The 11,531-nt window shown below is 61.6% G+C and carries 11 protein-coding genes and 2 pseudogenes; 6 read left to right on the forward strand and 7 right to left on the reverse strand.

Annotated elements, in window-relative coordinates:
* Window positions 1-1,307: pseudogene (gene glyS / locus HT737_RS15765) on the reverse strand (glycine--tRNA ligase subunit beta); the annotation flags it as partial.
* Window positions 1,304-2,257, reverse strand: a complete 954-nt coding sequence (gene glyQ, locus HT737_RS15770) for a glycine--tRNA ligase subunit alpha (protein WP_003187265.1) — start codon at window positions 2,255-2,257, stop codon at window positions 1,304-1,306. The pseudogene glyS and the gene glyQ, both read right to left, overlap by 4 nt.
* Window positions 2,258-2,338: 81 nt before the next feature.
* Between glyQ and tag the strand changes: the two are divergent.
* The 3 genes and pseudogenes from tag to HT737_RS15785 all read left to right on the forward strand — a co-directional run bounded on the left by tag (window position 2,339) and on the right by HT737_RS15785 (window position 4,173).
* A pseudogene (gene tag, locus HT737_RS15775) lies at window positions 2,339-2,895 on the forward strand (DNA-3-methyladenine glycosylase I).
* A 40-nt stretch (window positions 2,896-2,935) separates the two neighbouring features.
* The gene (locus tag HT737_RS15780) at window positions 2,936-3,823 is read left to right on the forward strand and encodes a lysophospholipid acyltransferase (protein WP_041073613.1); all 888 of its coding nucleotides are present in this window, start codon (window positions 2,936-2,938) and stop codon (window positions 3,821-3,823) included.
* 110 nt (window positions 3,824-3,933) lie between these two features.
* Entirely contained in the window at window positions 3,934-4,173 is a 240-nt protein-coding gene (locus tag HT737_RS15785) for a PilZ domain-containing protein (RefSeq protein ID WP_007960749.1), read from the forward strand.
* 1 nt (window position 4,174) lies between these two features.
* On the opposite strand, the gene HT737_RS15790 is transcribed toward HT737_RS15785, so the two are convergent.
* The 5 genes from HT737_RS15790 to def all read right to left on the reverse strand — a co-directional run bounded on the left by HT737_RS15790 (window position 4,175) and on the right by def (window position 8,886).
* Entirely contained in the window at window positions 4,175-4,489 is a 315-nt protein-coding gene (locus tag HT737_RS15790; RefSeq protein ID WP_007960748.1) for a tetratricopeptide repeat protein, read from the reverse strand.
* A gap of 167 nt (window positions 4,490-4,656) precedes the next feature.
* Entirely contained in the window at window positions 4,657-6,033 is a 1,377-nt protein-coding gene (trkA, locus tag HT737_RS15795; protein WP_003220233.1) for a Trk system potassium transporter TrkA, read from the reverse strand.
* A gap of 22 nt (window positions 6,034-6,055) precedes the next feature.
* Complete coding sequence (gene rsmB, locus HT737_RS15800) at window positions 6,056-7,366, reverse strand: 16S rRNA (cytosine(967)-C(5))-methyltransferase RsmB (protein WP_182403196.1); 1,311 nt, start codon at window positions 7,364-7,366, stop codon at window positions 6,056-6,058.
* Window positions 7,363-8,322, reverse strand: coding sequence for a methionyl-tRNA formyltransferase (fmt, locus tag HT737_RS15805; RefSeq protein WP_131671853.1), 960 nt, complete (start codon window positions 8,320-8,322; stop codon window positions 7,363-7,365). The genes rsmB and fmt overlap by 4 nt, the downstream gene beginning before the upstream one ends.
* Window positions 8,323-8,379: 57 nt before the next feature.
* The gene (gene def, locus HT737_RS15810) at window positions 8,380-8,886 is read right to left on the reverse strand and encodes a peptide deformylase (RefSeq protein WP_027610272.1); all 507 of its coding nucleotides are present in this window, start codon (window positions 8,884-8,886) and stop codon (window positions 8,380-8,382) included.
* 159 nt (window positions 8,887-9,045) lie between these two features.
* Here def and HT737_RS15815 point away from each other — a divergent pair, with 159 nt between their 5' ends.
* The 3 genes from HT737_RS15815 to HT737_RS15825 form a co-directional block, all read left to right on the forward strand.
* Complete coding sequence (locus tag HT737_RS15815) at window positions 9,046-10,071, forward strand: LysM peptidoglycan-binding domain-containing protein (RefSeq protein ID WP_182403198.1); 1,026 nt, start codon at window positions 9,046-9,048, stop codon at window positions 10,069-10,071.
* 79 nt (window positions 10,072-10,150) lie between these two features.
* Window positions 10,151-11,251, forward strand: a complete 1,101-nt coding sequence (dprA, locus tag HT737_RS15820; RefSeq protein WP_182403200.1) for a DNA-processing protein DprA — start codon at window positions 10,151-10,153, stop codon at window positions 11,249-11,251.
* Between the two features lie 55 nt (window positions 11,252-11,306).
* On the forward strand, window positions 11,307-11,531 hold a 225-nt coding region (locus tag HT737_RS15825; protein WP_182403202.1), incomplete at its 3' end, for an L-threonylcarbamoyladenylate synthase.

Consider the following 11,531-nt stretch of genomic DNA (forward strand, 5'->3'; position numbering starts at 1 on the left):
CGGCACCGCGTGGCATGTACTGCTCGTTCAGCGCCAGCGCGACATCTTCCGGCTCGCCGTCATTGAAGCGCGTAGTAGTMGWAACCGGCGACACCTTGCATCTCCGGGAACTCGCCGACCATTTCGGTGGCCAGGTCGCACTTCGACAGCAAGCCGGCACGGGCCGCCCACGAAGCGTTGCCGCCGATGCGCGCGGCAATGTACGCCGCGAGTTTTGAAACGCGCTCGGCCTTGTCGTAGACGCTGCCGAGTTTTTCCTGGAACACCACGTTCTGCAGGCGCAGGTTGAACTCTTCGAGTTTCTGCTTCTTGTCTTGCTTGAAGAAGAACTCGGCGTCGGTCAGACGTGGGCGAACCACTTTCTCGTTACCGGCGATGATCTGCTGCGGGTCTTTGGATTCGATGTTCGCCACGGTGATGAAACGCGGCAGCAACTTGCCCTCGGCATCCAGCAGGCAGAAGTACTTCTGGTTGTCCTGCATGGTGGTGATCAGTGCTTCTTGCGGCACGTCGAGGAAACGTTCCTCGAACGAGCACACCAGCGGCACCGGCCATTCAACCAGCGCTGTCACTTCGTCGAGCAGCGCCGGCGGTACGATTGCAGTGCCTTCCTGACGGGTCGCCAGTTCTTCGGTGCGCTTGCTGATGATCTCGCGACGCTCGTTGGCGTCGGCCAATACATAAGCGGCACGCAGGTCGGCCAGGTAGCTCGACGGCGAGCCGATGCGCACGTTTTGTGGATGGTGGAAACGGTGACCACGGGAGTCGCGGCCCGCTTTCTGCGCAAGGATGGTGCAGTCGATGACCTGGTCACCGAGCAGCATCACCAGCCATTGGGTCGGACGCACGAACTCTTCCTTGCGCGCACCCCAACGCATGCGTTTCGGGATCGGCAGGTCGTTCAGCGAATCTTCGACGATGGTCGGCAGCAGGCTCGCGGTCGGCTTGCCGGCGATGTTCTGGCTGTAGCGCAGTTTCGGACCGCTCTGGTCGATTTCGCTCAGCTCGACGCCGCACTTCTTGGCAAAGCCCAGGGCGGCCTGAGTCGGGTTGCCTTCAGCGTCGAAGGCGGCCTGACGTGGCGGGCCGTCGAGGTTGATGCTGCGATCCGGCTGCTGAGTGGCCAGCGCCGTGATCAGTACGGCCAGACGACGCGGCGCAGCGTAGACGGTTTTGCTTTCATAGCTCAGGCCGGCAGCTTGCAGGCCCTTGTCGATACCGGCGAGGAACGCTTCAGCCAGGGTGTTCAGGGCTTTTGGCGGCAGTTCTTCGGTGCCCAGTTCAACCAGAAAATCTTGAGCACTCATTGTGCAGCCTCCAGCTTGGCCAGTACTTCGTCACGCAGGTCCGGTGTCGCCATCGGGAAGCCCAGCTTGGCGCGCGCCAGCAGGTAGGCTTGCGCAACGGAACGCGCCAGGGTGCGAACGCGCAGAATGTATTGCTGACGCGCGGTCACCGAGATCGCCCGGCGCGCATCCAGCAGGTTGAAGGTGTGCGAGGCCTTCAGGACCATTTCGTAGCTTGGCAACGGCAGCGGCTGGTCGAGTTCGATCAGGCGCTTGGCTTCGCTTTCATAGAAGTCGAACAGTTCGAACAGTTTGTCGACGTTGGCGTGTTCGAAGTTGTAGGTGGACTGCTCCACTTCGTTCTGGTGGAACACGTCGCCGTAGGTCACTTTGCCGAACGGACCGTCAGCCCAGACCAGGTCGTAGACCGAATCCACGCCCTGCAGGTACATGGCCAGACGTTCCAGACCGTAAGTGATCTCGCCGGTCACCGGGTAGCACTCGATGCCGCCAGCCTGCTGGAAGTAAGTGAACTGAGTCACTTCCATGCCGTTGAGCCAGACTTCCCAGCCCAGACCCCAGGCGCCGAGGGTCGGCGATTCCCAGTTATCTTCGACGAAGCGAATGTCGTGGACCAGCGGGTCCAGGCCGACATGCTTGAGCGAGCCCAGGTACAGTTCCTGGAAATTGTCCGGGTTCGGCTTCAGCACCACCTGGAACTGATAGTAGTGCTGCAGACGGTTCGGGTTTTCCCCGTAGCGGCCGTCAGTCGGACGGCGGCTTGGCTGCACGTAGGCGGCGTTCCAGGTTTCCGGGCCGATGGCGCGCAGGAAGGTCGCGGTGTGGAAAGTGCCGGCGCCTACTTCCATATCGTAGGGCTGAAGTACCACACAACCTTGCTCGGCCCAGTATTGCTGGAGCGCGAGGATCAAGTCTTGGAAGGTACGCACGGCTGGCGTAGGCTGGCTCACGAAATTCACCTGTTTCTTGGGCTGCGATTTAAAGAGCGGGAGTATACCCGATTCAGTCGCACCTCCACCCCCTGGAGCCTTATGCCACGCTGCTTTTGGTGTACCGAAGATCCGCTGTACATGGCTTATCACGATCAGGAGTGGGGCACGCCGCTACGCGATGCGCAGGGTTTGTTCGAGTTGCTTTTGCTCGAAGGGTTCCAGGCCGGGCTGTCGTGGATCACCGTGTTGCGCAAACGCGAGCGCTACCGCGAGGTGTTGTACGGCTTCGATGTGCAGCGTGTGGCGCAGATGAGCGACGCCGAAATCGCTGAATTGATGCTCGATCCGGGGATCATCCGCAACCGTCTCAAACTCAATGCCGCCCGGCGCAATGCCCAGCCTGGCTGGCGCTGGAAGACCCGGTGGCGTTTCTCTGGTCGTTTGTCGGCGATCGCCCGATCATCAATCATTTCAAGGATCGCAGCGAAGTCCCGGCGATCACGGCCGAAGCGCTGGCAATGAGCAAGGCCCTGAAAAAGGCCGGTTTCACCTTCGTCGGCCCGACCATTTGCTACGCGTTGATGCAGGCCTCGGGCATGGTCATGGATCACACTCAGGACTGCGACCGCTACGCGCAGTTGGTCAACGGCGGTTAGAATGGCCGCCTCGCGCACAGCACAAGATCAGGAGTGACCTGTGGAAAAGTTTAAAGGCGCCTTGCTGGTAGGCGCTCTGCGGCTGTTTGCCCTGCTGCCATGGCGGGCCGTGCAGGCCGTGGGTTCAGCGATCGGCTGGATCATGTGGAAAACCCCCAACCGTTCCCGCGACGTGGTGCGGATCAACCTTTCTAAATGTTTTCCACAGATGGATCCGGCCGAACGTGAGCGTCTGGTCGGCCAGAGCCTGAAAGACATCGGCAAATCCCTGACCGAAAGCGCCTGCGCCTGGATCTGGCCGGCCCAGCGTTCAATCGATCTGGTACGCGAAGTCGAAGGCCTCGACATCCTCAAGGAGGCGCTGGCCTCGGGCAAAGGCGTGGTCGGCATCACCAGCCACCTGGGCAACTGGGAAGTGCTCAACCACTTCTATTGCAGCCAGTGCAAACCGATCATTTTCTACCGCCCGCCGAAGCTCAAGGCTGTGGATGAATTACTGCGCAAGCAACGCGTGCAGCTGGGCAACAAGGTCGCTGCCTCCACCAAGGAAGGCATCCTCAGCGTCATCAAGGAAGTGCGCAAAGGTGGTGCAGTGGGCATTCCGGCTGACCCGGAACCGGCCGAATCCGCCGGGATTTTCGTGCCGTTCTTCGCCACCCAGGCGCTGACCAGCAAATTCGTGCCGAACATGCTCGCCGGCGGCAAAGCGGTCGGCGTGTTCCTGCACGCCCTGCGTCTGCCGGACGGTTCCGGCTACAAAGTGATCCTCGAGGCGGCGCCGGAAGCCATGTACAGCACCGATACCGAGGAGTCCTGTGCAGCGATGAGCAAAGTCGTTGAACGCTACGTTGCCGCGTATCCAAGCCAATACATGTGGAGCATGAAGCGCTTCAAAAAACGTCCACCGGGCGAAGCGCGCTGGTACTGACCAAGTTGGCACACTCTGTGGATAACCTGCAGGAGCTGCCGCAGGCTGCGATCTTTTGATCTTGCTTCCGCGGCTTATCCACAACCCCGTTCATTCAAGGGCGCATAAAGATGTCCGAACAACGCAAATCCTTCCGCATCAAGATCACCCACGACAGCTTCGGTGAATGTCTGGGCCAGACGCGCAATCTGTCGGCCACCGGCGTGTATGTGCAGCATCCGCGTCTGGCGTCATTGCCCAAGGGTGCGGTGGTTTATGGCCAGGTGCAGGATTTGCCCACCGGCGCGCCACGGGTGCGAATGGAAGTGGTGACGGTGGATGCCGAGGGCATTGGCCTGCGCTATCTCTAGCTCATTGCGCCTGGCGGTCGAGCTTCTTCAGAAACACGGTCATTTCCTTCTCCGCCTGCTTGTCACCATGGGCGCGGGCGGCTTCCAGACCCTGCTCCCACGCCTGCCGCGCGGCGGCGTGCTCGCCCAGTGCAAGCTGGGCCTTACCCAATAACTTCCACGCCGCCGAGTACTTCGGATCGAAGCCGACGCAGCGCTGAAAATGTTCGGCAGCCTTGGCGTTCTCCCCCAGATCCAGATAACCCTTGCCCAGGCCGAAGCGCAGCAATGAGTTATCCACACCCTTGGCGAGCATTTTTTCCAGGGATTCGAGCATGGGTGGAGTCCTTTTCTAGTGCGTCAGAAAGATCTGCGGTGCCGCCATCGCTGGCAAGCCAGCTCCCACAAGGATCTCGGGTGCACATCACATGTGTGAACAACCGAAAAACCTGTGGGAGCTGGCTTGCCAGCGATGGGGCCAATGAAGGCACCGCTCATTCAGGATCAGAAGAAGCTCAGCCCCACATGAAACAGCTTCTCCACATCGCGGATATGCTTTTTATCCACAAGGAACAGAATCACATGGTCACCCGTTTCGATCACCGTATCGTCGTGGGCGATGATCACTTCTTCGTTGCGGATGATCGCGCCAATCGTGCTGCCCGGCGGCAGGCCGATTTTCTCGATCGGCCGGCCGATGACCTTGCTCGACTTCGCATCGCCGTGGGCAATCGCCTCAATGGCTTCCGCCGCACCCCGACGCAGTGAGTGCACACTGACGATATCGCCACGCCGTACGTGAGCGAGCAAAGTGCCGATGGTCGCCAGTTGCGGACTGATGGCGATGTCGATGTCGCCGCCCTGGATCAGGTCGACGTACGCCGGGTTGTTGATGATCGTCATCACCTTCTTTGCCCCCAGCCGTTTGGCCAGCAGCGACGACATGATGTTGGCTTCGTCATCGTTGGTCAGCGCGAGGAAGATGTCGGCGTCGGCAATGTTCTCTTCCAGCAGCAGATCACGGTCCGAGGCGCTGCCCTGCAACACCACGGTGCTGTCGAGGGTGTCGGAGAGATAGCGGCAGCGTGCCGGGTTCATCTCGATGATCTTTACCTGATAGCGGCTTTCGATGGCCTCGGCCAGACGCTCGCCAATCTGCCCGCCACCGGCAATCACGATGCGCTTGTAGGTTTCGTCGAGACGGCGCATTTCGCTCATCACCGCGCGAATATTCTCACGGGCGGCGATGAAGAAAACTTCGTCATCGGCCTCGATCACCGTATCGCCCTGCGGCAGGATCGGCCGGTCACGGCGGAAAATCGCCGCGACCCGCGTCTCCACATTCGGCATGTGCTCGCGCAACTGGCGCAGTTGCTGGCCCACCAGCGGTCCGCCGTAATAGGCGCGCACCGCCACCAGTTGCGCCTGGCCTTCGGCGAAATCGATCACTTGCAGCGCGCCCGGATGCTGGATCAGGCGCTTGATGTAGTTGGTCACCACTTGCTCGGGGCTGATCAGCACGTCGACCGGAATCGCTTCATTCTGGAACAGCTGTTCTTCGCGATTGAGGTAGGACGCTTCGCGCACCCGGGCGATCTTGGTCGGGGTGTGGAACAGCGTGTGCGCGACCTGGCAGGCGACCATGTTGGTTTCGTCGCTGTTGGTCACCGCCACGAGCATGTCGGCATCGTCGGCGCCGGCCTGACGCAATACCGATGGCAGCGAGCCGCGGCCCTGAATGGTGCGGATGTCGAGACGGTCGCCGAGGTCGCGCAGGCGTTCGCCGTCGGTGTCGACCACGGTGATGTCGTTGGCTTCGCTCGCCAAGTGTTCGGCCAGCGAACCGCCGACCTGCCCCGCACCGAGGATGATGATTTTCATCCAGTCACTCCGTTGAATCCGTTTAGCCGCGCGCGGCAGCGATCTTGATCAGCTTGGCGTAGTAGAACCCGTCATGCCCGCCCTGCTGGGCCAGCAATTGGCGACCGTGGGGCTGCTTGATCCCGGCGGTGGTCGCCAGATCCAGTTCGCGGGCACCCGGCGTGCGCTCGAGAAACGCGGCGATGACGTCGGTGTTCTCGGTTGGCAAGGTCGAGCAAGTGGCGTAGAGCAAAATGCCGCCGACTTCGAGGGTTTTCCACAGGGTGTCGAGCAGCTCGCCTTGCAGTTGCGCGAGGGCGGCGATGTCGTCGGCCTGACGGGTCAGCTTGATGTCCGGATGGCGGCGGATCACGCCGGTGGCCGAGCACGGCGCGTCGAGCAGGATGCGCTGGAACGGCTTGCCGTCCCACCATGCTGCGGTATCGCGTCCGTCAGCGGCGATCAGTTCGGCGCTCAGGCCCAGCCGCTCAAGGTTCTCCTTTACGCGCACCAGACGCTTGGCTTCCAGATCCACGGCCACCACACCGGCCAGCGCCGGTTCGGCTTCGAGGATGTGGCAGGTCTTGCCACCGGGGGCGCAGCAGGCGTCGAGTACGCGCTGGCCCAGCGCCAGATCGAGCAGATCGGCGGCCAGTTGCGCGGCTTCGTCCTGCACGCTGATCCAGCCCTCGGCGAAACCCGGCAGGCTGCGCACGTCCGCGGCGGCGTCGAGGACGATGCCGTCGCGGCTGAAGGTGCACGGCTGCGCGGCGATACCCGCGTCAGTCAGCAGACCGAGGTAGGCGTCACGGCTGTGATGACGGCGGTTGACCCGCAGGATCATCGGCGGATGCGCGTTGTTCGCCTCGCAGATGGCTTCCCATTGCTCAGGCCAGAAGGCCTTCAGGGATTTCTGCAGCCAGCGCGGGTGAGCGGTGCGCACCACCGGATCGCGCTCCAGTTCGGCGAAGATCGCCTCATGTTCGCGCTGGGCGTTGCGCAGCACGGCGTTGAGCAACCCCTTGGCCCACGGCTTTTTCAGCTTGTCGGCGCAACCGACGGTTTCGCCGATCGCCGCGTGCGGCGGCACGCGGGTGTAGAGCAATTGATAGAGACCGACCAGTAGCAGCGCCTCGACATCGGCGTCGGCAGCCTTGAACGGCTTCTGCAAAAGCTTTTCCGCCAGTGCCGACAGCCGTGGCTGCCAGCGCGCAGTGCCGAACGCCAGATCCTGGGTGAAACCGCGATCACGGTCTTCGACCTTGTCCAGTTGCGTTGGCAGGGAGCTGTTCAACGACGCCTTGCCACTGAGCACGGCGGCGAGTGCCTTGGCGGCGGCCAGACGCGGGTTCATTGCGCGGCCACCGCAGCACCCAACACAGTGCCGACGGCAAATTTCTCGCGGCGGCTGTTGAACAGATCGGCGAAGTTCAGCGCCTTGCCGCCGGGCAATTGCAGGCGGGTCAGGCACAGTGCCTGCTCACCGCAGGCGACGATCAGGCCGTCCTTGCTGGCGCTGAGGATTTCACCCGGTGCGCCTTTGCCCTCAGCCAGCGTCGCGGCCAATACCTTCAGCGCTTCGCCGTTGAGGGTGCTGTGGGTAATCGGCCATGGGTTGAAAGCACGCACCAGACGCTCCAGCTCAAGCGCCGGACGACTCCAGTCGAGACGCGCTTCATCTTTGTTCAGTTTGTGGGCATAAGTGGCGAGCTTGTCGTTCTGCACTTCGCCTTCGAGGGTTCCGGCAGCCAGACCGGCAATCGCCTGGACCACGGCGGGCGGGCCCATTTCGGCGAGGCGGTCGTGCAGCGTGCCGCCGGTGTCGTTGGCGCTGATCGGGGTCACGACCTTGAGCAGCATCGGTCCGGTGTCGAGGCCCGCTTCCATACGCATCACGGTTACGCCGCTTTCGGCATCACCGTGTTCCACGGCGCGCTGGATCGGCGCCGCACCGCGCCAGCGTGGCAGCAGCGAAGCGTGGCTGTTGATGCAGCCCAGGCGCGGAATATCCAGCACGGCTTGCGGCAGGATCAGGCCGTAGGCGACCACCACCATCAAGTCCGGCTTCAGTGCGGCGAGTTCTGCCTGAGCCTCAGCGTTGCGCAGGGTCGGCGGCTGCAACACCTGGATATTATTTTCCTGCGCCAACTGCTTAACCGGGCTCGGCATCAGTTTTTGCCCACGACCGGCCGGACGATCCGGTTGGGTGTAGACCGCAACGATCTCGTAAGGGCTGTTCAGCAGGGCCTTGAGATGTTCGGCGGCGAATTCCGGGGTGCCGGCAAAAACGATGCGCAGTGGCTCAGTCATGAAAGGAGTCTCATAAAAAGAAAAAGGCTTGCCGCAGCAAGCCTTTGAAGAGGGGCATCAAGCGTTCTGGCGGTGCAGCTTTTCCAGTTTCTTCTTGATCCGGTCGCGTTTGAGCGTGGACAGGTAATCGACGAACAACTTGCCATTGAGGTGGTCGCACTCGTGCTGGATGCACACCGCGAGCAGGCCTTCGGCGATCAGTTCGTAAGGCTGGCCATCGCGGTCCAGTGCCTTGATTTTGACCTTCTGCGGGCGGTCGACGTTTTCGTAGAAACCCGGCACCGACAGGCAGCCTTCCTGGTATTGATCCATCTCGTCGGTCAGCGATTCGAACTCGGGGTTGATGAACACCCGGGGTTCGGTGCGGTCTTCGGAAAGGTCCATCACGACGATACGTTTGTGCACGTTGACCTGGGTCGCGGCGAGGCCGATGCCCGGCGCTTCATACATTGTTTCAAACATGTCATCGACCAACTGACGCACTTCGTCGTCCACTACAGCCACAGGCTTGGCGATAGTACGCAGACGCGGGTCCGGGAATTCGAGGATGTTTAAAATGGCCATAGGCTGATTGCTGCACGTATTGAGTAAAGTCGGGTCGATGGCCTGGCAGGTCCGAAGATGCAGGCTACCGTTGTGAAGCGTAGCTAATGCAATTTGCAGTAGCGAGCCACGGGGGCTCTGACGGTTCACGCGAACGCACATGATAAAGGGATTCGCTGCATGAGGAAAACACTACTCGCCCTGCTGCTTCTGGCTACGGCCGCGGCTGCGCAAGGGCAAGTGCAACTCAGGGATGGTTTTCCACAGCAATACACGGTGGTTTCGGGAGACACCCTCTGGGACATTTCCGGCAAATACCTGCGCGAGCCCTGGCAATGGCCACAGCTGTGGCGGGCCAATCCGCAAATTGAAAACCCCAACCTGATCTACCCCGGCGACACGCTGACGCTCAGTTACGTCAACGGCCAGCCGCAACTGACCCTCAAGCGCGGCGAGTCACGGGGCACCATCAAGCTGTCGCCACGCATCCGCACCAGCCCGGTGGCCGAGGCCATTCCGAGCATTCCGCTGAAATCGATCAACAGCTTTCTGCTGAGCAACCGCATCGTCGACAAGATCGAGGACTTCGACAAGGCGCCGTACATCGTCGCCGGCGATGCCGAGCGCGTATTGAGCGGCACCGGTGACCGAATCTTCGCTCGCGGGCATTTCGACCCGAACCAGCCGGTGTACGGCATCTTCCGCCAGGGCAAGGTCTATACCGACCCGCAGACCAAGGAGTTCCTGGGGATCAACGCCGACGATATCGGTGGCGGTGAAATCGTCGCCACCGAAGGCGACGTCGCCACCCTCGCCCTGCAACGCACCACTCAGGAAGTGCGTCTGGGCGACCGCCTGTTCAGCGGCGAAGAGCGCTCGGTCAATTCGACCTTCATGCCCAGCGCCCCGAGCACCCACATCAATGGACTGATCATCGACGTGCCGCGCGGCGTTACGCAGATCGGCGTAATGGACGTGGTCACCCTGAACAAGGGCAGGCGCGACGGCCTCGCCGAAGGCAATGTGCTGGTGGTGATGAAAACCGGGGAAACCGTGCGCGACCGGATCACCGGCCAGCCGCTGAAAATTCCTGACGAACGGGCCGGTCTGCTGATGGTGTTCCGCACCTACGACAAGCTCAGTTACGGCCTCGTACTCAACGCATCACGCTCGTTGGCGGTGCTCGACAAGGTGCGAAATCCTTAGCAGGCTTAACAAGTTACCAACAGAGTTATCCACAGCTTGTTCCGAATGGTTCGGGACTTATAACGATCAAGGATGATCCATGATGCTGTCTGCCAGTACCTCCATTTCCCCTGCGGAACTGGAAGCGCGTCTGCGCCTGCACCGCTTGCCGGAAATCGGCCCGAAACGTTTTGCCAAGCTGCTTGAAGCCTTCGGCTCGGCGTCAAAAGCCATTAGTGCGCCGGGCAGTGCCTGGCGTGCGCTGGGTTTGCCGGCGGCGTGCAGTGACGCTCGGCGCAGTTGCGAAGTGCGCGATGGCGCGAGCCATGCATTGCGCTGGCTAGAGCAGCCGCAGCAGCATGTGCTGATGTGGGATCAAGCAGATTACCCGGCGCTGCTGGCGCAGATTCCCGACCCGCCACCGCTGTTGTTTGTGGCCGGCGATCCGCTGATTCTGGAAAAACCGCAACTGGCGATGGTTGGCAGTCGCCGCGCTTCACGTCCGGGCATGGACACCGCCGCAGCGTTTTCCCGTAGCCTGGCCGGGGCCGGTTTTGTCATCACCAGTGGTCTGGCGCTGGGTATCGATGCGGCGGCCCATCAAGCGGCGCTGGACGTCGGCGGACAAACCGTCGGCGTGCTTGGCACGGGACTGGAAAAATTTTATCCACAGCGCAATCGACGCCTTGCCGATGCAATGATCGCCTCCGGCAGCGCGGTGCTTTCAGAGTTTCCCCTGGACGCCGGCCCGACGGCGAGCAATTTTCCCCGACGCAACCGGATCATCAGCGGTCTGTCCCTTGGCGTGCTGGTGGTCGAGGCCAGTGTTGCCAGCGGTTCGCTGATCACCGCGCGACTGGCGGCGGAACAGGGTCGCGAGGTCTATGCGATTCCTGGCTCGATTCACCACCCCGGCGCGCGTGGTTGTCACCAGTTGATACGCGACGGTGCGGTGCTGGTGGAAACCATCGAACACATCCTCGAAGCCCTGCGCGGCTGGCAGCAGCTGCCTTTATCCACAGAGATGCCGGAGGCCGGACACCCGTTGCTTGCCTTGCTGCATGCAGCGCCGCACACCAGTGAGGCTTTGGCTGACAGCTGTGGCTGGGCGTTGCCCAAAGTGCTGGCGGCGCTGACCGAACTGGAAATGGACGGCCGTGCGGTGTGTGAAAACGGTCGCTGGCTGGCCAGGACACGCTAGGTTTTACAGGGAAGATCGGTAAACTGCGCAAAACCTGTTTGCGGAGAGTTTTTTCATGGTCAACAGTTGGCGTGTGCAACAAGCCGCACGAGAGATTCGCGCCGGGGCGGTGATTGCCTATCCAACCGAAGCCGTCTGGGGGCTGGGTTGCGACCCGTGGAACGAAGAGGCAGTGGATCGGCTGCTGGCGATCAAGAACCGTTCGGTGGACAAGGGCCTGATCCTGGTCGCCGACAATATCCGTCAGTTCGACTTCCTGTTCGAAGATTTCCCGCAAGAA

Source organism: Pseudomonas sp. MD195_PC81_125 (assembly GCF_014060985.1).
In the GTDB taxonomy this organism is placed as follows: Bacteria; Pseudomonadota; Gammaproteobacteria; order Pseudomonadales; family Pseudomonadaceae; genus Aquipseudomonas; species Aquipseudomonas parakoreensis.

Bases quoted from the DNA above. Each gene is read 5' to 3' on its own strand.
- HT737_RS15785 (WP_007960749.1), top strand. From the start codon at position 3,934: ATGTCCGAACAACGCAAATCCTTCCGCATCAAGATCACCCACGACAGC.
- HT737_RS15790 (WP_007960748.1), bottom strand. From the start codon at position 4,489: ATGCTCGAATCCCTGGAAAAAATGCTCGCCAAGGGTGTGGATAACTCA.
- trkA (WP_003220233.1), bottom strand. From the start codon at position 6,033: ATGAAAATCATCATCCTCGGTGCGGGGCAGGTCGGCGGTTCGCTGGCC.
- rsmB (WP_182403196.1), bottom strand. From the start codon at position 7,366: ATGAACCCGCGTCTGGCCGCCGCCAAGGCACTCGCCGCCGTGCTCAGT.
- fmt (WP_131671853.1), bottom strand. From the start codon at position 8,322: ATGACTGAGCCACTGCGCATCGTTTTTGCCGGCACCCCGGAATTCGCC.
- def (WP_027610272.1), bottom strand. From the start codon at position 8,886: ATGGCCATTTTAAACATCCTCGAATTCCCGGACCCGCGTCTGCGTACT.
- HT737_RS15815 (WP_182403198.1), top strand. From the start codon at position 9,046: ATGAGGAAAACACTACTCGCCCTGCTGCTTCTGGCTACGGCCGCGGCT.
- dprA (WP_182403200.1), top strand. From the start codon at position 10,151: ATGATGCTGTCTGCCAGTACCTCCATTTCCCCTGCGGAACTGGAAGCG.